The organism is Xanthomonas sp. LMG 12462, assembly GCF_009192885.1.
Lineage (GTDB): Bacteria > Pseudomonadota > Gammaproteobacteria > Xanthomonadales > Xanthomonadaceae > Xanthomonas_A > Xanthomonas_A sontii.
Genome location: NZ_NMPP01000003.1, coordinates 71,008 through 89,046, shown reverse-complemented (window position 1 = coordinate 89,046; position 18,039 = coordinate 71,008). Strand labels below are relative to the sequence as shown.

At 69.4% G+C, this 18,039-nt stretch carries 19 protein-coding genes; 11 read left to right on the top strand and 8 right to left on the bottom strand.

All coding sequences use genetic code 11. The features are described 5' to 3' along the window. Positions 1-25: 25 nt before the first annotated feature. Positions 26-511, bottom strand: coding sequence for a DUF456 domain-containing protein (locus tag CEK69_RS01400; protein WP_026143477.1), 486 nt, complete (start codon positions 509-511; stop codon positions 26-28). Positions 512-750: 239 nt separating this feature from the next. Between CEK69_RS01400 and CEK69_RS01395 the strand changes: the two genes are divergently transcribed. Then, positions 751-969 (top strand): cold-shock protein, encoded by a 219-nt coding sequence (locus CEK69_RS01395; protein ID WP_017909030.1) that lies wholly within the window; start codon positions 751-753, stop codon positions 967-969. 85 nt (positions 970-1,054) lie between these two features. Here the strand turns inward: CEK69_RS01395 and CEK69_RS01390 are convergent, their stop codons facing one another. Next, positions 1,055-1,537: a glycine zipper 2TM domain-containing protein gene (locus CEK69_RS01390; RefSeq protein ID WP_017912805.1), complete on the bottom strand. Its 483-nt coding sequence runs from the start codon at positions 1,535-1,537 to the stop codon at positions 1,055-1,057. A gap of 251 nt (positions 1,538-1,788) precedes the next feature. Beyond that, a complete protein-coding gene (locus CEK69_RS01385) occupies positions 1,789-2,223 on the bottom strand; it encodes a hypothetical protein (RefSeq protein WP_017909028.1) in 435 nt (144 codons plus the stop codon). Between the two features lie 132 nt (positions 2,224-2,355). On the opposite strand from CEK69_RS01385, the gene CEK69_RS01380 reads away from it, so the two are divergent. Then, a complete protein-coding gene (locus tag CEK69_RS01380; protein ID WP_017912803.1) occupies positions 2,356-3,168 on the top strand; it encodes a tRNA threonylcarbamoyladenosine dehydratase in 813 nt (270 codons plus the stop codon). Here CEK69_RS01380 and CEK69_RS01375 read toward each other — a convergent pair. From CEK69_RS01375 to CEK69_RS01365, 3 genes are all read right to left on the bottom strand, one after another. Next, positions 3,165-4,601: an EAL domain-containing protein gene (locus CEK69_RS01375; RefSeq protein WP_152243341.1), complete on the bottom strand. Its 1,437-nt coding sequence runs from the start codon at positions 4,599-4,601 to the stop codon at positions 3,165-3,167. The genes CEK69_RS01380 and CEK69_RS01375 overlap by 4 nt on opposite strands. Positions 4,602-5,074: 473 nt before the next feature. Beyond that, entirely contained in the window at positions 5,075-5,869 is a 795-nt protein-coding gene (locus CEK69_RS01370) for a TatD family hydrolase (protein ID WP_152243339.1), read from the bottom strand. 6 nt (positions 5,870-5,875) lie between these two features. Next, a complete protein-coding gene (locus CEK69_RS01365; RefSeq protein ID WP_152243337.1) occupies positions 5,876-6,112 on the bottom strand; it encodes a DUF6116 family protein in 237 nt (78 codons plus the stop codon). Between the two features lie 173 nt (positions 6,113-6,285). Between CEK69_RS01365 and CEK69_RS01360 the strand changes: the two genes are divergently transcribed. From CEK69_RS01360 to CEK69_RS01335, 6 genes are all read left to right on the top strand, one after another. Further along, entirely contained in the window at positions 6,286-7,101 is an 816-nt protein-coding gene (locus CEK69_RS01360) for a glycine zipper 2TM domain-containing protein (RefSeq protein WP_026143201.1), read from the top strand. 100 nt (positions 7,102-7,201) lie between these two features. Next, positions 7,202-8,377, top strand: coding sequence for an acyl-CoA dehydrogenase family protein (locus CEK69_RS01355; protein ID WP_193313851.1), 1,176 nt, complete (start codon positions 7,202-7,204; stop codon positions 8,375-8,377). Positions 8,378-8,425: 48 nt separating this feature from the next. Next, positions 8,426-8,965 carry a GNAT family N-acetyltransferase gene (locus CEK69_RS01350; protein WP_152243333.1) on the top strand — a complete coding sequence of 180 codons (540 nt, stop codon included), beginning with the start codon at positions 8,426-8,428 and terminating at the stop codon, positions 8,963-8,965. 37 nt (positions 8,966-9,002) lie between these two features. After that, the gene (locus tag CEK69_RS01345) at positions 9,003-9,680 is read left to right on the top strand and encodes a glutathione S-transferase family protein (protein ID WP_152239865.1); all 678 of its coding nucleotides are present in this window, start codon (positions 9,003-9,005) and stop codon (positions 9,678-9,680) included. Positions 9,681-9,732: 52 nt separating this feature from the next. Further along, a complete protein-coding gene (locus CEK69_RS01340; RefSeq protein ID WP_152243331.1) occupies positions 9,733-10,287 on the top strand; it encodes an NADPH-dependent FMN reductase in 555 nt (184 codons plus the stop codon). A 263-nt stretch (positions 10,288-10,550) separates the two neighbouring features. Further along, entirely contained in the window at positions 10,551-11,969 is a 1,419-nt protein-coding gene (locus tag CEK69_RS01335; RefSeq protein WP_017909018.1) for a replicative DNA helicase, read from the top strand. 82 nt (positions 11,970-12,051) lie between these two features. Here the strand turns inward: CEK69_RS01335 and CEK69_RS01330 are convergent, their stop codons facing one another. Further along, entirely contained in the window at positions 12,052-12,564 is a 513-nt protein-coding gene (locus CEK69_RS01330) for a hypothetical protein (protein WP_152243329.1), read from the bottom strand. A gap of 497 nt (positions 12,565-13,061) precedes the next feature. Between CEK69_RS01330 and CEK69_RS01325 the strand changes: the two genes are divergently transcribed. The 3 genes from CEK69_RS01325 to CEK69_RS01315 all read left to right on the top strand — a co-directional run bounded on the left by CEK69_RS01325 (position 13,062) and on the right by CEK69_RS01315 (position 16,832). Further along, entirely contained in the window at positions 13,062-14,483 is a 1,422-nt protein-coding gene (locus tag CEK69_RS01325) for a deoxyribodipyrimidine photo-lyase (protein ID WP_152243327.1), read from the top strand. Positions 14,484-14,578: 95 nt separating this feature from the next. Beyond that, positions 14,579-16,033 carry a wax ester/triacylglycerol synthase family O-acyltransferase gene (locus CEK69_RS01320; RefSeq protein ID WP_017909015.1) on the top strand — a complete coding sequence of 485 codons (1,455 nt, stop codon included), beginning with the start codon at positions 14,579-14,581 and terminating at the stop codon, positions 16,031-16,033. A 91-nt stretch (positions 16,034-16,124) separates the two neighbouring features. Further along, positions 16,125-16,832 (top strand): OmpA family protein, encoded by a 708-nt coding sequence (locus tag CEK69_RS01315; protein WP_198526544.1) that lies wholly within the window; start codon positions 16,125-16,127, stop codon positions 16,830-16,832. A gap of 90 nt (positions 16,833-16,922) precedes the next feature. On the opposite strand, the gene CEK69_RS01310 is transcribed toward CEK69_RS01315, so the two are convergent. Then, positions 16,923-18,020, bottom strand: coding sequence for a LysR family transcriptional regulator (locus CEK69_RS01310; RefSeq protein WP_152243325.1), 1,098 nt, complete (start codon positions 18,018-18,020; stop codon positions 16,923-16,925). Positions 18,021-18,039: the final 19 nt, after the last annotated feature.

Below are 18,039 nucleotides of genomic sequence, written 5' to 3'. Positions count from 1 at the left end.
CGACGCTGGCCTCAGGCGTGCTGCGTCAGAGCAGCCAGGCCACCGCGAACACCGCGAGCATCGCCAGCGCCAGGCCGAGCTTGGCGGCGGTGCCCAGGACGATGCCCAGCCAGGTGCCGACGCCGACGCGGGTCGCCTGACGCAGTTCGCGGCCGTGCCAGTACTCCCCGACCAGGGCGCCGACGAAGGGGCCGACGAACAGCCCGATCGGCATGAAGAACATGCCGGCGATCCCGCCCAGCACCGATCCCCACAGCGCCTTGCGGCTAGCGCCGACGCGTTGCGCACCGAACGCGGTGGCCAGCAGGTCGACCAGCAGCGACAGCGCGGTGAGCACGCCCAGCACGGTCAGCGTCGGCCAGCCGAGCCGCTGGAAGCCGTCGGCCCAGGCCGCCAGCAGCATTCCGGCGAACATCAGCGGCGTGCCGGGCAGGGCCGGCAGCAGCACCCCTGCCAGCCCGACCAGCACCAGGAGACCGGCACAGATGTAATAGATGAACGCAGGGTCCACGTGGCTCACCGCGGGGGAGGTTTGGGGGTTGACAGATGGGGTCTTTTTGCTGATTGCATTTTCATTTTGACCGGGGTAAGTTGCAGCCGCTGCGTTTGCAAAGGTCACCGTGAATCGTGGCCTGATGCGGTAGATCCACCGATCCGCTACATCGTTATACCTCGCTTCCTCCTTGCAACCAGCCGCCGCACCCCACGGCGTACCCACCCCTGAGACGTGTTCCAAGGAGTAAGTCGATCATGAACGGCACTGGCAATCGCGAAAACGGCACCGTGAAGTGGTTCAACGATGCCAAGGGTTTCGGTTTCATCAGCCGCGAGAACGGCGAGGACGTGTTCGTGCACTTCCGGGCGATTCAGACCCAGGGCTTCAAGAGCCTGAAGGAAGGCCAGAAGGTCAGCTTCACCGTGGTGCAGGGCCAGAAGGGCCTGCAGGCCGACGCGGTGCAGCCGCTCTGAGGCGTTGTCGCGCGCCGCGTCGCGCGCAGCAAAAAGGCCCGCACTGCGGGCCTTTTTGCGTTTCGGGGCAGGTCGCCGAGGCCGATCAGCGCGGCACGACGCGACCGTTGACCACGCGCACGTAGGTGTTCTCGCGCACACCGGCCAGGTCGCGCTGGTTGACCACGATCACCCGGCCGTCGTCCATCTGCACATGCACGTCGTAGGTGTCGCTGGTGACGTTCTTCTGGATCTGGTTGCCGGCGAGTGCGCCAGCCGCCGCGCCGGCCACCGCCGACACGTTCTGGTTGCCCTTGCTGCCGCCGGTATGGTCGGAAATCTCGTGGCCGGCGACCGCGCCGACGATGCCGCCCAGGATCGCGCCCGTGGCCGACGGCGCGGTGCGGCCGGACGGTACGGTGTCGATGCGGGTGACGATGCCGCAGTCGGCGCAGCGGGTCTGGGTGTAACCGCCGCGCGCCGGCTGGCTGTAGCCGCCGCCGTAACCGCCGCCATAGCCCGGGGACGTGGCGCAGCCTGCCAGCGCCAGGGTCGCCACGGCAGCGGTGGCCATCAGTTGAATCTTCATGGGTGCTCTCCTCGACAGTGATGGAGCGCGGCGGCAGCGCCGCGTTCGCACGCATCCTGTCCACCCCTGCGTGAATGCAACGCCAACCCTGGCAGGTGCCGTTCAGCCACGCGCCGGCTTGCGTCAGCGGCAATTCATCGACACGCGTCTTGGCACATGTGCGCTGAAGCCACGCTGCCAGCGCAGCGAGGCCTGCGTCGGTCCGTCAGCGAACCCCCTGCAGCAAGCTCGGCAGCGCTCTCGCCGAACGCTCAGCGGAAATCGCGGTGGCAGGCGTCGCAGCGTTCGTCGATCTGCTGGCGCGCCTGCGCCAGCGCGGCGCAGTCCGCCGGCGGCTGTGCCAGCGCCGCGTCCACACCGGCGCGCAGGGCATCGGCGTGCTCGCGGAAGCGGCTGTCGTCGGCCAGGTCGGGAAACGCCGTGCCCAGCTCGTCGCCGAGCAGGCGCAGCGTGCGCAGCCGCGCCTGCGGACCCGCGCCGCTGCATTGCCGGTGCGCGGCGTCGCGTTCGAGCAGCGCCAGTTGCTTGCCCATCACCTGCATCAGGCTGCGCGGGAACGGATCCTGCCGCGCCTGCACCGCGCGCAGCGCCATCACCGTCAGCACCAGGCCGAGCAACAGGCCGGCCAGCAGCACGAACAGATAGCGTGAGGTTGAGGCGGGCGGGGATGAGGGCGGCTTGGCCATGGCAGGCATGCGCAGCGGGATGGAGTGCCGATGGTACGCCTGCGGCGACGCGTCGCGCGCGGGCCGCCAAGCCACGCCGCGAATCCCCAGTCCCCAATCCCGGCTCCCCAGGCAATCCCCTAAAATGCGCGGATGAACGAACAATGGCGCGAGCGCTTCGCCGGCATCGACCGGCTCTACGGGCAAGGCACGATCGCGCGGCTGGCGCAGTGCCGGGTGGCGGTGGTTGGCATGGGCGGGGTCGGCTCGTGGGTGGTCGAGGCGCTGGCGCGCTCGGCCGTCGGGCATCTGACCCTGATCGACGCCGACGACATCTGCGTGTCCAACACTAACCGGCAACTGCCGGCACTGGCCGGTCAGTACGGGCGCAACAAGGCGGTGGCGATGGCCGAGCGCTGCGTGGCGATCAATCCGCAGATCGAGGCGGTGGCGGTCGAGGCCTTCCTCACCCCGACCAACATCGCCGACTTGCTCGATGCCGGCTTCGACCTGGTGATCGATGCCTGCGACAGCTTTCGGGTCAAGGTCGAGACCATCGCCTGGTGCCGGCGGCGCAAGCTGCCGCTGCTGACCGTGGGCTCGGCTGGCGGGCGCACCGATCCGACCCTGGTGCGGATCCGCGACGTGTCGCGCACCGAGCACGACGCCATGCTGGCGCTGATCCGCAAGAAGCTGCGCAGCGAGTTCAATTTCCCCAAGAACCCGCAGCGCTATTTCGGCGTGCCGGCGGTGTACTCGCTGGAGAACGTGCGCTATCCGCAGGCCGATGGCAGCGTCTGCGGACTGAGGCCGGTGCTGGGGCCGGATGCGGCCTTGAATCTGGACTGCGGTGCCGGGCTGGGCGCGGCCACCCACATCACCGGTGCGTTCGCCTTCGCCGCGGTCGGCAAGGCGCTGGAGATGCTGTTGAAGCGCGCGGTGGCGCGCGAGGCGGCGGCCGCCTAGCGCGCGCTGGACGGCGGCGGCGCGTCCGGGGCGCGCGTGGCCGCGCCGCTCATCAGGTTGCGCTCGGTGCCGGCCTGCAGGAAGGCCAGCCGTTCCAGGTCGTGCGCGGGCTGCGGCCGGCCGAACAGGAAGCCCTGGAAGTGCCGGCAACCCATGGCCGAGAGCATCTCGCACTGCTGCGCATCTTCGATGCCTTCGGCCAGCGCGACCATGCCCATCACCTCCGAGATCTCCACGATCTTGGCCAGTAGGCGCCTCGAGGACTCGTCGGCCTTGGCGTCGTTGACGAACTGCCGGTCGATCTTGAGCTTGGTGACCGGCAGCGTCCTGAGCATGGCCAGCGACGAGAAGCCGGTGCCGAAATCGTCCAGCGCCCAGCCGATGCCGAACGCCTTGAGTTCGTGCATCTTGGCGCGCACCCCGGCGGTGTCCACGTACAGCGCCGATTCGGTCAGTTCGAATTCCAGCGACGCCGGCGCCACGCCCTCGCTGGTGATCACCTGCTTCACCGACGCCACGAAGTTGGGATCGAGCAACTGCACCGGGCTGACGTTCACCGCGACCACCAGCGCACGCAGATCCTGCTCGTGCGACCAGCGCCGCAGCGTGCTGCAGGCCTGACGCAGCACTTCCAGTCCCACGTCCCGGATCAGCTGGCTCTCTTCGGCCAGCGGGATGAATTTGTCCGGGGTCAGCAGCTTGCCGCTGGGATGGCGCCAGCGCACCAGCGCCTCGGCGCCGAGCATGCTGCCGTTCGCGCTCACCTGCGGCTGGTACAGCACCTCGATCTCGCCGTTGCCGACTGCGCGCGCCAGTTCCCGCTCCAGCGAAATGCGCGCGTTCACGTCGTTGCGGTAGATGTGCAGGATCGCCGCGAGCAGGCCGGCCGCGCAGGCCATGTTGGAGATCGCGCCGAGCCGGCGCATCCCCAGCGGTGGCGAGGACGCCGGCGCCAGCCAGTCCAGTTCGCCCGAACCGAACGCGACGAAGGCGCCCAGGCACGCCAGCGGGAACACCAGCGCGCGGTAGCGGCGGCTGCGGTCGAACACGAACAGCGCGCCGGCCGCCAGCGGCAAGAAGAAGGTGTGCACCGAGCGCGGCACCGTGCCGATCGGCGCATCGATGAACGAGATCACCAGCACCACCACGAACACGCCATGCGCCACCAGCGACAACGAGGCCTCGTCGCAATGGCGGCGGCGGCACAGCGCGAGCAGGCCGACCGCCGTGAGCCCGACGAAGGCGAGCGCCAGTTCCGGCCGGCCGTAGTACAGGTAGCACACGGTCCACAAGGCGCCGAGCGTGGTGCACGAGACCCCGGCCAGGGTCAGGGTGCTGCGCATCTTGCGGCTGCGATTGCTGTCGCGGAATTTCAGGGAGACCCAGCTTTCGCCGTTGGAGACGTGTTTCTCCGAACTCGCGGCGTTTTTCATCGTCGTGGCGCTCGCATGCGCGATGGCTCCGCTCGCGCCGGGGCGGCCGCGGAGGAGGCGATCGCACGCGTGCGCCGCGCGCTGTGGAGAAGCGGGTAGGGGATACGGCTTGCCGGTTGTTTCACGCCAGGATGATCCGATCTGCCAGAACGCGTGCCATCGAGCCGGCCGCCGAGCCTTTTGCTGAGAGCGAACGGGTTCACACTCCGGTGCCTGGCGGACAAAAGATCCGCTCGCCGTTCAGCGCGGTGCACAGTAGCAGAAGCCAGCAGGCGGAAACCCTGTCGAAAGACCGTGATCCGGTAGCCCAGTTCACAGTTTCGTACGAAAGATGCGCGGCAAGCGACGTTCGCGCGGATCGCTGCAGCGTGGAGCTGCGCGTTGGCCAGCGTGCCTGTGTGCCGAGCGGCGCTTGCGTAGGGCGCCGCCACGCCGGCGAGCGGTGTGCGCTGTGTCTGCGGGAAAGCCCTGCGTCAGCCCGGCGCGGCTGTGTCGGGAAGCACGTCGGGCAGGCCGAACAAGCGCTGCGCGTTGGCCGTGGTCTGCGCGGCGATGGAGGCGGCAGGTGCGTCGCGCAGCGCGGCAATGGTGTCCAGTACCGTGCGCAGCCGCGCCGGTTCGTTGCGCTGGCCGCGGATTGCGGCATCGGGCTGGTCCGGCGCATCGGTTTCCAGCAGCAGCTGTTGCAACGGCACCGTGGCGGCGAGCCGGCGCAGGCGCTGCGCCCGTGCGTAGGTGACCGGCCCGCCCAGGCCGATCAGGAAATCCAGCGACTGCAACTGTGCCGCCTGCTCGGCGCTGCCGGCGAAACTGTGCACCACGCCACGCAGGCGCCCGACCTTGCGGATCGCCAGGATCACCGCGTCCACCGCGCGCCGCGCATGCACGATCACCGGCAGGTCGAACTCGCGTGCCAGTTGCAGCTGGCCGGCGAAATAGCGCTGCTGCTCGGCTTCGTCCAAGCCTTCGACGAAGAAGTCCAGGCCGCATTCGCCGATCGCGCAGGGACGCTCGCGTTCGATCCACTCGCCGAGCAAGGGCAGGTGCTCGGGCCGGTGCTGTTTCAGGAACAGCGGATGCAGGCCATACGCCGGATACAGGCCGGGCGCGGCCGCGCAGACCGCACGCAGCTTCGCCCAGGACGCCGCGGTCACCGCCGGCACCACCTGCGCCTGCACGCCCGCCGCCTGCGCGCGCGCGATCACCGCGTCGCGGTCCGGATCGAACTCCTCCGCGTCCAGGTGGCAGTGGCTGTCGATCAACGGCATCGGCGCTCAGCGGCGCACGCGCTGCGCGGTCGAGTTCAGCGGCGCGGTGGCCGGCGCCGGGGTGCGGGTCTTCCAGTTGGCCAGCAGCAGGGTGCCCAGGCCGAACACGATCTCGTCGATGAAGGGCACCGGATCGGGCAGCAGCACGCTCAGCACGAACAGCCCGGCGGTGATCTTGAACAGCGTCGGGTAGCGCAATTTGCCCGCCCAGCGCAGCAGCGGATAGATGATCGGGTTGGGCATGTCAGGTGCTCCGGGGCAGCGGTGGAAACGCTAACACCTTTGATATGGCGACGTTCCGGGGGCGTTACCAGTTGCGTGTACGCCGCGTTACTGAATAGGGAGCGGATCGGTTCAGCTTCGGCATGGTAATCACAGCACCGTAGACAACGCGGTCAGCCCGCAGGAGAGCACACATGAAAAGCACTACGACAACCGTTCTGGTCGCGGCTGGCGCCTTGCTGGTCGGCGGCGTCGCCACCGCGGCCTTCATGAACAATCGCGACAAACCCGTGGACGTCGCCAGCGGCGACGTGCGCCCGGCCCTGGACAATACCCGCGGCGACAGCGCGATGGACAACAGCGTCGGCGGCAAGCTCGAGTACGCCGACGTGGTCCGGGTCGACCCGATCACCCAGAAGCAGCAGCGCTACGCCGAGGTGATCGGCACCGAGCCGCTGCGCCAGACCTCCACCACCACCACGCCACGCCAGGTGTGCAACGACGTGGTGGTGCAGGAGCGCCTGCCCGAGCGCGACGGCAATGTCGGCGGCACCGTGGTCGGCGCGGTGGTCGGCGGCCTGCTCGGCAACCAGATCGGCCATGGCAACGGCCGCAAGGCCGCGACCGCGGCCGGTGCGGTGGCCGGTGGCTTCATCGGCAACCGCATCGACCAGAACCATGTCGGCGGCCGCGTGGTCGACCGTACCGAGCGCCAGTGCCACACCGAGAACAGCACCGCGCAGTCCTCGACCATCACCGGCTACAACGTGACCTACCGCAACGACGACGGCACCACCGGCACCATGCGCATGGACAGCAAGCCGGGCAGCCGCATCGCCATGGGTACGCAGGACGTGGTCAAGGGCTATGACGTGACCTACCGCTACGACGGCCAGGAAAAGACCGTGCGCATGGACGACCGCCCGAACAGCGACCGCCTGCCGGTGCTGGACGGCCGCCTGGTCACCCAGACCGCCTCGGCCGGCGACGTCGCCGTTAGCCAGCGCTGAGTCGCAGCGCGGTTGCACCTCCGAAGGCCGGCGCGTGCGCCGGCCTTCGTCTATCTCCGGGCGGCGGCGCGGGCGGGGCCGATACAATGCGGTTTTCGCCGTGGACACCGCCATGCCCCTGCCTTGCGACGACCTGTTCAACGTAGCCGCGCTGCTCAGCGAGGAGGAGCGCGCGATCCAGCAGGCGGTGGCGCGCTTCGTCGATGCCAAGGTGTTGCCGGTGATCGGCGACGCCTTCGACCAGGCGCGGTTCCCGCGCGAACTGGTGCCGAAACTGGCGCAACTGGGGCTGCTCGGCGCCAGCCTGCCGGCCGGGCAAGGCGGTGGCGGCCTCAACGCGGTCTGCTACGGCCTGATCTGCCAGGAACTGGAGCGCGGCGACAGCGGCCTGCGCAGTTTTGTCAGTGTGCAGTCCTCGCTGTGCATGTACCCGGTCCACGCCTACGGCAGCGACGCGCAACGCCAGCGCTGGCTGCCGGCGATGGCCGCCGGCACGGCGATCGGCTGCTTCGGCCTGACCGAGTCCCAGGGCGGCTCCGACCCGGCGGCGATGCAGACCCGTGCGGTGCGCGACGGCGACGGTTGGCGCCTGAGCGGCAGCAAGATGTGGATCACCAACGGCAGCATCGCCGACGTGGCGATCGTGTGGGCGCAGACCGACGACGGCATCCAGGGTTTCCTGGTCGAGGCCGGCACCCCGGGCTTCGGCACCCAGGACATCGCGCACAAGATGAGCCTGCGCGCCTCGGTGACCTCGGCGCTGTTCTTCGACGACGTGCGCCTGCCCGACAGCCAGCGCCTGCCCGGCGTGCGCGGCTTGAAGGGGCCGCTGGGCTGCCTGACACAGGCCCGCTACGGCATCAGCTGGGGCGCGATCGGCGCGGCCATCGCCTGCCTGCGCGAGGCGCTGGCCTATGCCGGCGAGCGCATGCTGTTCGGGCGGCCGCTGGCGGCGACGCAGAGCGCGCAGATCAAGCTGGCCGACATGGCACGGCGCATCGCCAGCGCGCAGTTGCTGGCGCTGCAACTGGGCCGGCTCAAGGACGCCGGCACGCTGCAGCCGGCGCAGGTGTCGCTGGCCAAGTGGAACAACGTGCGCATGGCCCTGGACATCGCCCGCGAATGCCGCGACCTGCTCGGCGGCGCCGGCATCACCACCGACTACGGTGCGATCCGGCATGCGCTGAATCTGGAGTCGGTGATCACCTACGAGGGCACCGAGACCGTGCACCAACTGGTGGTTGGCCGCGAACTGACCGGCATCAATGCGTTTTGAAGCCATCGCCCGCGGCCGGCTGCGGGCCTGTTCAAAGGAGAACCGACGATGAGCGTCTTCGATGTGCGCGTGGAAACCGAGCGCCTGGTGCTGCGCCCGCCCACTGCCGAGGATTTCGCGGCGTTCTGCGCCTTTTCCGCCGACGCCGAGACCATGCATCACCTTGGCGGCGTGCAGGCGCCATCGGTGGTCTGGCGCAGCCTGACCTCGCTGGTCGGCAGCTGGCAGCTGCAGGGATTTGCGATGTTCTCGGTGATCGAGAAGCGCAGCGGGCAGTGGATCGGCCGTGTCGGCCCCTGGCAGCCGCACGGCTGGCCGGGTCCGGAGGTCGGCTGGGGCATCGCCCGCGCGTTCTGGGGCCAGGGCTATGCGCCGGAGGCGGCCGCGGCGTCGATCGACTGGGCGTTCGCGCAATTGGGCTGGACCGAGGTGATCCACACCATCGTGCCGGACAACGCCAACTCCAAGGCGGTGGCGGCCAAGCTGGGCTCGCGCTACCTGCGCCAGGACCGCCTGCCCGAGCCGCTGCAGGCGTTCGAGGTGGAGGTGTGGGCCCAGTCGCGCGCGCAGTGGCAGGCGCGGGGCTGAGCCACGACGACGGCAGCATTCGACACAGGAGCAGCACATGGCATCCGAACGTTTTCCCCTGACCGTGTACGGCATGGCGCTGTCCGGCAATTGCTACAAGGTGCGGCTGTTGCTGGACCAGCTCGGCTGCGGCTACCGCTGGGTCGAGGTCGACAGCGCCAACGGCCAGACCCGCACCCCGGCGTTCCTGGCCAAGAATCCCAACGGCAAGGTGCCGCTGCTGGAACGCGAAGATGGGCGCGTGCTGGCCGAATCCAACGCCATCCTGTGCTGGCTGGCCGAGGGCACCGGGTATCTGCCCGCCGATCCCTGGCAGCGCGCGCAGGCGTTGAGCTGGCTGTTCTTCGAGCAGTACAGCCACGAACCCTATGTGGCAGTTGCGCGCTTCGTCTGCGGCTGGACGCCGCCCGACTCGCCGCGGCGCGCCGAACTCCCACGCCTGCGCGAGGGCGCGACGCGGGCGCTGGCGGTGATGGAGCAGCACCTGCAGGCGCAGGCCTGGTTCACCGGCCCGGCCTACGGCATCGCCGATATCGCATTGTTCGCCTATACGCATTGCGCCGGCGATGCCGGCATCGCGCTGACCCAGTATCCGGCGCTGTGCGACTGGCTGCAGCGGGTGCGCGCGACGCCGGGTTTCGTGGCGCTGCCGCCGCTGCCGGAGGACGTGCAGGCACGTTTGGCGCAGACCGGGACGTCAACGGCGTTCACCTGACTGCCGCGCGCCGGCGGCTAGCCTGCAGGTCCATTCGGTCAGGAGTAACGCCATGAGCCAGTACCGCATCGCCGTGTTCGTCGGCAGCCTGCGCAAGGAATCGTTCAACCGGCGCCTGGCGCACGCGCTGGAGCGACTTGCGGGCGACCGCGCCAGTTTCGAGTACGTCGAGATCGGCGACCTGCCGCTGTACAACCAGGACCACGACCACGACTATCCGGCGCAGGGCCGGCGCCTGAAGACGCAGGTCAGCGGCGCCGACGCGGTGCTGTTCGTCACCCCCGAATACAACCGTTCCATCCCCGGCGTGCTCAAGAACGCCATCGACCTGGGCTCGCGGCCGTACGGCGAGAGCGCCTTCGCCGGCAAGCCGGCCGCGGTGTGCGGGACCTCGCCGGGGGCGATCGGCACCGCCATGGCGCAGCAGCACCTGCGCAACGTGCTGGCCTACCTGGACATGCCGGTGCTGGGACAGCCGGAGATCTTTCTGCAGTTCAAGGAGGGGCTGATCGCCGAGGACGGCGCGATCGACGACGAGCGCACGCGCAAGTTCCTCGCCGGCTTCGTCGACAAGTTCATCGCCTGGATCGACGAACTGCAGGCCTGAAGCGCTACCGCGGCGCGTGCCGTGGTGCGCGGATGGGGCAGGGCGGGCCTTGTGCGACGCGGTCTCGGTGAGGTTCTCAACCACTTGTCCCCAGACTTGTCCCCAGCCTCTGGCGAGGCGGGACGACGCAGGTGCCGCCGCTCAGGCAGGCGCCCTGTGTTGAGCGTCGCCCTAGCCCCGGCCGGGCGCGGCGACTAAAATCGGCGCCCGGGCCGCGGTGAGGCCGCGCCCGGCGCCCGCGCCCCACAGAGAAGACCCAGCCTATGTCCGCCCGTCCTGGCTACCGCGGCGATCGCAAAAGCGAGCGCAGCGAACGCAGCGAGCCGCGTCTCGACCAGTTGCGCGTGCCGCCGCACTCGATCGAGGCCGAACAGGCCGTGCTCGGCGGCCTGATGCTGGCGCCGGACGCCTACGACCGGGTCAACGACCAGCTCACCGAGAACGACTTCTACCGGCGCGATCACCAGTTGATCTACCGCGCGATCCGCGAGCTGGCCGAAAAGGGGCGCCCGTTCGACGCGGTGACCCTGGGCGAGTGGTTCGAATCGCAGGGCAAGCTGGAGATGGTCGGCGACGGCGCCTACTTGATCGAACTGGCCAGCACCACGCCCTCGGCCGCCAACATCGTCGCCTACGCCGAGATCGTCCGCGACAAGGCGGTGCTGCGGCAGTTGATCGAGGTCGGCACCACCATCGTCAACGACGGCTTCCAGCCGGAAGGGCGCGAGAGTTCGGAACTGCTGGCGTCGGCGGAAAAGGCGGTGTTCCAGATCGCCGAGGCCGGTGCGCGCGGGCGCAGCGACTTCGTGGCGATGCCCGGCGCGTTGAAGGACGCGTTCGAGGAACTGCGCAACCGCTTCGAGAACGGCGGCAACATCACCGGCCTGCCGACCGGCTACAACGACTTCGACGCGATGACCGCCGGCCTGCAGCCGACCGACCTGATCATCCTCGCCGCGCGTCCGGCGATGGGCAAGACCACCTTCGCGCTGAACATCGCCGAGTACGCGGCGATCAAGTCGAAGAAGGCGGTGGCCGTGTTCTCGATGGAAATGTCCGCCTCGCAGCTGGCGATGCGCCTGATCTCCTCCAACGGCCGCATCAACGCGCAGCGCCTGCGCACCGGCCAGCTCGAGGACGAGGACTGGGCGCGGGTCACCGGTGCGATCAAGATGCTCAAGGAGACCAAGATCTTCATCGACGACACGCCGGGCGTGTCGCCGGAAGTGCTGCGCTCCAAGGCGCGCCGGCTCAAGCGCGAGCACGACCTGGGCCTGATCGTGATCGACTACCTGCAGCTGATGTCGGTGCCCGGCAACAGCGAGAACCGCGCCACCGAGATCTCGGAGATCTCGCGCTCGCTCAAGGGCCTGGCCAAGGAACTCGGCGTGCCGGTGATCGCGCTGTCGCAGCTCAACCGCTCGCTGGAAACCCGTACCGACAAGCGCCCGGTGATGGCCGACCTGCGCGAATCGGGCGCGATCGAGCAGGACGCGGACATGATCGTGTTCATCTACCGCGACGACTACTACAACAAGGAAAATTCGCCGGACAAGGGCCTGGCCGAAATCATCATCGGCAAGCACCGCGGCGGCCCGACCGGGTCGTGCAAGCTCAAGTTCTTCGGCGAATACACCCGTTTCGACAATCTCGCCCACGATTCGGTGGGCGCGTTCGAGTAAGCCTGCGCGCTACACGCACATCATCTGGCGAGTGCGGCGCCCGGTACGTTCCGGGCGCCGGCTTGAGAGCGCGACGCAGCGATCAGTAGGGAATCTCGATCTCGGCGTTGCTGGTGGCGTCGTAGGTGTTGGCGCCGTACTCGGCGTGGTGGGTGCAGACCACGGTGATCTTGCGATAGATGCCGTAGACGAAGTTCGACTTGAAGTGCACGTCGACCAGCGCGCCGTTGCCTTCCTCGTCGTAGTCGGTGGTGTAGCCGTTGCCGATCTGGTCGTAGGCGTTGCAGCGCACGTTGATGTAGTTGGCGTCGACGCGGTCGTTGTTGGCGTTGGCGAAGCGCGAGTACGCGCGGATCTTCAGGCGCTTGCCGCCGGCCGGACGTCCGTCGGACTCGTAACCCTGGTTCTGGATCACGCCCTGCAGCGTGTAGACCGGCGTGCTGCCGCCGCCGCCACCGCCGCCGCCGCACTCGATACCGTTGTCGAGGCTGACCTCGTTCTGTAGCTGGATGGGTTCGGCGGTGCAGGCCATCGCCAGCGGGGCGGCGAGGCTCAGTGCGAGGGTGAGGGCGACTTTTGCGATGCGCTTGTCCATGGATCTTGCTCTCCTGAGAGTCTTGCGGATGTCTGCGATGGGCATGACCGTGCTGCGCCGTTGGCTGCCCGCAGCGCGTCGCGGCCCTGTCGATGCAGGTCCGGGCGCGGGCGGTTCGGGGCGCACGCAGCCGCGCTCGCCGGCCGTGGTGGTCGTGAGGTCGCAGAAGCGATGGCGGATGTTCCCCGTGCGCGCGAGACGGCCGTGGCCGTGTCGCGCGCGGTGCAGCGAAAGCACGGATGACGTCCTTCCCCGGAACGTCATCCATCAGCAGCGGTCGCGGCGCCGTTTCGACCTGACGGCGCCCGCCACGGCGTTATAGCAGGGCGGACGAGGCGCGCGTGCGCGGCGCGCGGCGATGTCTACGAAATCCGGCCAGCGCGACACTTGCTGCGCCAGGATCGGCGGTGTCGAAGCATGTGCGACTCGCGCCGCATGCTCACCTGGCCGCTGCACCCGATCCGTATCATGGCGCGTCCTTCGCTGCGTCCCTTCGCATGAGCTACGCCATCGTCTGGTTCCGGCGCGACCTGCGCCTGCACGATCAACCTGCCTTGCAGGCCGCTTTGGATGCCGGGCATACGCCGGTGCCGGTGTATCTGCACAGCCCGGAAGACGAGGGCGCATGGGCCGCCGGCGCGGCTTCGCGTAGTTGGCTGCAGCGATCGCTGGCCGCGCTGGACGCGCAACTGCGTGCGCGCGGTTCGCGCCTGTTCCTGCGCCAGGGCCCGGCCGAGACCGCCCTGCGCCAGGTGATCGCCGACTGCGGCGCGGTTGCGGTGTACTGGAACCGCCGCTACGAGCCGGCCACGCAACCGCGCGATGCGCGGCTCAAGCGCGAACTGCGCGAGCAGGGCCTGGAGGTGCGCAGCCACAACAGCGCGCTGCTGTTCGAACCCTGGCAACTGGCGACGCAGCAGGGCGGCCCGTACAAGGTGTTCACCCCGTTCTGGCGCAGCGCCTTGAGCCATTGGCAGGTGCCCGCGTTGCAGGCCGCGCCGAAGACGCTGCCAGCGCCGCCCAGGGATCTGGACAGCCTGCCGCTGCAACGACTCGGCCTGGCGCCGGCGCTGGACTGGGATCGCGGCTTCTGGGAGGTCTGGCAGCCGGGCGAGGCGGGCGCACACGAGGCGCTGGACGTGTTCGTCGACGGCGCGCTGCGCGACTATCTCGATGGCCGCGACCGCCCGGACCAGGTCGGCACCTCGCGGCTGTCGCCGCACCTGCATTTCGGCGAGATCGCGCCATGGCGCATCGTCGCGACGCTGGAACGGCAGCGCCGCGCCGCCACCGCCGCGGCGATCGACGGCTACATCCGCCAGCTCGGCTGGCGCGATTTCGCCCATCACCTGCTGCACCATTTCCCCGACACGCCCGAGCGCAACCTCAACCCGCGGTTCGAGCGCTTCCGCTGGGCCACGCCCGATCCCGCGCAGTTGCATGCCTGGCAGCGCGGCCGCACTGGGGTGCCGATCGTCGATGCCGGCCTGCGCGAGCTGTGGCACACCGGCTGGATGCACAACCGCGTGCGCATGATCGTCGCCAGCTACCTGTGCAAGCATCTGCGCGTGCATTGGTCCGAAGGCGCGCGCTGGTTCTGGGACACCCTGGTCGATGCCGACCTGGCCAACAACACACTGGGCTGGCAGTGGGTGGCCGGCACCGGCGCCGATGCCGCGCCGTATTTCCGCGTGTTCAACCCGGTGACGCAGGCGCAGAAGTTCGATCCGAAGGGCGAGTACATCGCGCGTTGGGTGCCGGAACTGGCGGCGCTGCCGGTGGCCGACCGCTTTGCGCCCTGGCAGGCGCCGCAGCGGCTGGCGCACGCCGCCCCGCAGTATCCGCGGCAGCCGATCGTGGACCTGGCCGCAGGCCGCGATGCGGCGCTGGCCGCCTATCGCGAGACCGCCGCCGGCTGAGCACTGCGCCGTGTTGCGCGGCGCAGCACGGTCGCAGGCGCGATTGACGCCCTTCGCGGGGCCATGATTCACTCCGGGCTCGGACAGGAGCCCGCATGGCCACCAGCTCAGCTCGCCGCAAGCCGCAGCGCGAACCGATGTCGCGCGTGGACACCGCCTGGTTGCGGATGGACCGGCCGACCAATCCGATGATGATCACCGGCGTGCTGATGTTCGACGAGCCGCTGACCCTGCCCGCGCTCAAGCAACTGGTGCGCAAGCGCTTCCTGGCCTTCCCGCGGTTCCTGCAGAAGCCGGTGGAGACCGCCACCGGCGCCTACTGGCAGCGCGACGACGATTTCGATCTGGACTGGCACGTGCGCCTATCGGCCTTGCCCGGGCGCGGGCAGAAGAAGGCGCTGGAGCGCTTCGCCGGGCAGATGGCCTCCACGCCCTTGGACAAGACCAAGCCTCTGTGGCAGTTCCACCTGATCGAACGCTACGAAGGCGGCTCGGCGCTGGTGGCGCGCATCCACCACAGCTATGCCGACGGCATCGCGCTGGTGCAGGTGCTGCTGTCGCTGACCGATACCCAGCGCACCCCGGAGCCGTCGGCGCAGCTCGGGCGCGCCTGGCTCAAGGACGACGGCAAGGAGGTGGTGCGCCGGGTCGGCGCGGTGGACCGCTACCTCAAGCTCGGCGGGCGCATGCTCGACAAGGGCCGGGCGATGGCGCAGGACCCGAACCTGCCGCAGATGCTGGCGCGCGAAGGCGGGCTGATCGGCCGCGAACTGGTCAATGCGCTGCTGCTGGCCGACGATCCGCCGACGCTGCTGCGCGGCCGCCTCGGCGTCAGCAAGCGCGTGGCCTGGGCCGAGCCGCTGGACCTGGACGAGGTCAAGGCGGTGGGCCGCGCCTGCGACTGCACGGTCAACGACGTGCTGATGGCGACCATGGCCGGCGCCTTGCGCGACTACATGCTCGAACGCGGCGAACGCCTGGACGGGGTGACCCTGCGCGCCACCGTGCCGGTCAACCTGCGCCCGCTGGAGCACGCGCGCAAGCTCGGCAACCACTTCGGCCTGGTGTTCCTGGACCTGCCGGTGGGCGAGGCCAACCCGGTGCGGCGCCTGCAGTGCGTGGCCGAGTCGATGCAGCAGCTCAAGCAGTCGCGGCAGGCGATGGTGGTGTTCGGCCTGCTGGCGGCGGTGGGCATGGCGCCGGCGGCGCTGCAGTCGGCGGCGCTGGACCTGTTCAGCCGCAAGGCCACCACCGTGGCGACCAACGTGCCGGGTCCGCAGCAGCCGCTGTACCTGGCCGGCAGCCGCGTGCGCGAGATGATGTTTTGGGTGCCGCAGACCGGCTCCATCGGCGTCGGCGTGTCGATCATGAGCTACAACCACCGCGTGCATTTCGGCCTGATCGGCGATGCGCGGCTGATTCCCGATCCGGACGCGGTGATGCGCCGGGTCGGCGCCGAATTCGAAAAGCTGCTGTACCTGGCGCTGATGGGCGATTGGGAGCAGCCGCTGCGCGCGGCCGACGCCGAAGACCTGCTGCCGTCTTCCTGAACCGGGCGCATCGCGCGCTGGGCTGCGTTCATCCGCGCCTCGCGTGGCCGTGTTTATGCTGCGGCCACGTCAAACCAGGTTCGGAGAGAACATGATGAAAACGACCACCCTTCGCGGCGTGTCCGTGGCCCTGGCCAGTGCGCTGGTGCTGTCCGCCTGCGCCACCGGCGGCTCCTACGTGCAGCGCGATCAGTACGGCAATCCCACCGAGCAGCAGAACCGCACCGGCCGCGGCGCGCTGATCGGCACCGCGGTCGGCGTCGCCGCCGGCCTGCTCAGCGGCAGCAGCGCCACCGAGCGCCGCCAGCACGCGATGATCGGCGCCGGCATCGGCGCGCTCAGCGGCGCGGCGATCGGCAACTACCAGGATCGGCAGGAGCGCGCGCTGCGCGAGCGCACCGCCAACACCGGCATCGACGTGCGCCGCGACGGCGACAACATCACCCTCAACCTGCCCGACGGCATCACCTTCGACTTCAACCAGTCCACGCTCAAGCCGCAGTTCTATTCGGCGCTCAACGGCGTGGCCCAGACCCTGGGCGAATACAACCAGACCATGATCGAGGTGGTCGGGCACACCGACAGCATCGGCAGCGATGCGGTCAACCAGCGCCTGTCCGAACAGCGCGCGTCCTCGGTGGCCGCCTACCTGACCGCGCAGGGCGTGCAGCCCGAGCGCATCCAGACCCTGGGCGCGGGCAAGAAGTACCCGATCGCCGACAACAGCACCGAGGCCGGTCGTGCGCAGAACCGCCGCGTGGAGATCCGCGTGGTGCCGCTGCGCGCCTCGGCCGGCTGACCGATCCGCCGACCGCAACGACGAACGGGCCGCACTGCGGCCCGTTCGCGTTTCTGCGCTGCTGCTGGGACGCGTTGTGCGCGGCGCGGCTCAGACCAGCGCCGCGTCCTCTTCGTCCTCGGCTTCCGTCTCCAGCGCCGCGTCCGCCGGCACCGGCGCGGCGGCCACGCGCGGCAAGCTGGCCAGCGACTGCGTGTTCATCGCCACGCCGCTGCACAGGGTGAACTCGGCGCCGTCCTCGGCCTGCTGTGTGGCCAGCTTGGCCGGGCACTGCGCCATCATGTAGCTGACGTCGAAGTTGAGCTTGTCGACCAGGAAGTCGACGAAGGCGCGCACCTTCGGCGAGAGCATGCGCCCACCCGGGAACACCGCGTTGAAATCCAGGTCCGGCCCGACCCAGCCGCCGAGCACGCGCCGCGCCTTGCCGGCCTCGATCAGCGGCTTGATCGTCGCATCGCTGGCCAACACCAGGCCTTCGCCGCAGACCAGGCCGCCGATCAGCGCCGCCGAATCGTTGGCCAGCAGGATCGGCTGGACCAGGAATTCGCCGCTCTGCTTGCCGTTGCGCAGCGGCCAGCACAGCCGGGTGCCGCCGCCGCGGCCGTTGCTCAGCGCCAGCGTGCGGTGGTGCTGCAGGTCGTCCGGATGCAGCGGTTCGCCATGCCGCTCGATGTAGTAGGGACTGGCGAAGACCTGGGTGCGGAAGGTGGCGAGCTTGCGCGCGACCATGGTCGAATCCGGCAGCGTGCCCATGTGCAGGGCCACGTCCACGCCTTCGGCGATCGGGTCGACCTTGTCGCTGGTCATGATCATCTCCAGGCGCACTTCCGGGTGCTGGCGGTGGAATTCGCCCAGGATCGGCGCCACCCACGAGATGCCGGCCGAATAGGGCACGCTGAAGCGCAGCCAGCCGCGCGGGCCGGCCTGCAGCTGGCCCACCGCGCTCTCGGCTTCCTCCAGTTCGCGGGCGATGCGCTGGCAATGCTCGTGGTAGACCGCGCCGGCCTCGGTCAGCCCGAGCCGGCGCGTGGTCCGGTGCAGCAGGCGCGCGCCCAGCCGCGCCTCCAGGTCCTGCACCTTGCGGCTGACGGTGGTCTTGGGCAGGCCGAGGGCATTGGCCGCGGCGATGAAGCTGCCTTGCTCGACCACCTTGACGAAGATCAGGGTGTCGTTCAGATCGTGGCTCATGGCGGTTCCTTGAGGTGGA

What these genes read in the sequence shown, in the direction of transcription:
- CEK69_RS01395 (WP_017909030.1), top strand. Translation starts at nt 751, where the DNA reads ATGAACGGCACTGGCAATCGCGAAAACGGCACCGTGAAGTGGTTCAAC.
- CEK69_RS01390 (WP_017912805.1), bottom strand. Translation starts at nt 1,537, where the DNA reads ATGAAGATTCAACTGATGGCCACCGCTGCCGTGGCGACCCTGGCGCTG.
- CEK69_RS01385 (WP_017909028.1), bottom strand. Translation starts at nt 2,223, where the DNA reads ATGGCCAAGCCGCCCTCATCCCCGCCCGCCTCAACCTCACGCTATCTG.
- CEK69_RS01380 (WP_017912803.1), top strand. Translation starts at nt 2,356, where the DNA reads ATGAACGAACAATGGCGCGAGCGCTTCGCCGGCATCGACCGGCTCTAC.
- CEK69_RS01375 (WP_152243341.1), bottom strand. Translation starts at nt 4,601, where the DNA reads ATGAAAAACGCCGCGAGTTCGGAGAAACACGTCTCCAACGGCGAAAGC.
- CEK69_RS01370 (WP_152243339.1), bottom strand. Translation starts at nt 5,869, where the DNA reads ATGCCGTTGATCGACAGCCACTGCCACCTGGACGCGGAGGAGTTCGAT.
- CEK69_RS01365 (WP_152243337.1), bottom strand. Translation starts at nt 6,112, where the DNA reads ATGCCCAACCCGATCATCTATCCGCTGCTGCGCTGGGCGGGCAAATTG.
- CEK69_RS01360 (WP_026143201.1), top strand. Translation starts at nt 6,286, where the DNA reads ATGAAAAGCACTACGACAACCGTTCTGGTCGCGGCTGGCGCCTTGCTG.
- CEK69_RS01350 (WP_152243333.1), top strand. Translation starts at nt 8,426, where the DNA reads ATGAGCGTCTTCGATGTGCGCGTGGAAACCGAGCGCCTGGTGCTGCGC.
- CEK69_RS01345 (WP_152239865.1), top strand. Translation starts at nt 9,003, where the DNA reads ATGGCATCCGAACGTTTTCCCCTGACCGTGTACGGCATGGCGCTGTCC.
- CEK69_RS01340 (WP_152243331.1), top strand. Translation starts at nt 9,733, where the DNA reads ATGAGCCAGTACCGCATCGCCGTGTTCGTCGGCAGCCTGCGCAAGGAA.
- CEK69_RS01335 (WP_017909018.1), top strand. Translation starts at nt 10,551, where the DNA reads ATGTCCGCCCGTCCTGGCTACCGCGGCGATCGCAAAAGCGAGCGCAGC.
- CEK69_RS01330 (WP_152243329.1), bottom strand. Translation starts at nt 12,564, where the DNA reads ATGGACAAGCGCATCGCAAAAGTCGCCCTCACCCTCGCACTGAGCCTC.
- CEK69_RS01325 (WP_152243327.1), top strand. Translation starts at nt 13,062, where the DNA reads ATGAGCTACGCCATCGTCTGGTTCCGGCGCGACCTGCGCCTGCACGAT.
- CEK69_RS01320 (WP_017909015.1), top strand. Translation starts at nt 14,579, where the DNA reads ATGGCCACCAGCTCAGCTCGCCGCAAGCCGCAGCGCGAACCGATGTCG.
- CEK69_RS01315 (WP_198526544.1), top strand. Translation starts at nt 16,125, where the DNA reads ATGATGAAAACGACCACCCTTCGCGGCGTGTCCGTGGCCCTGGCCAGT.
- CEK69_RS01310 (WP_152243325.1), bottom strand. Translation starts at nt 18,020, where the DNA reads ATGAGCCACGATCTGAACGACACCCTGATCTTCGTCAAGGTGGTCGAG.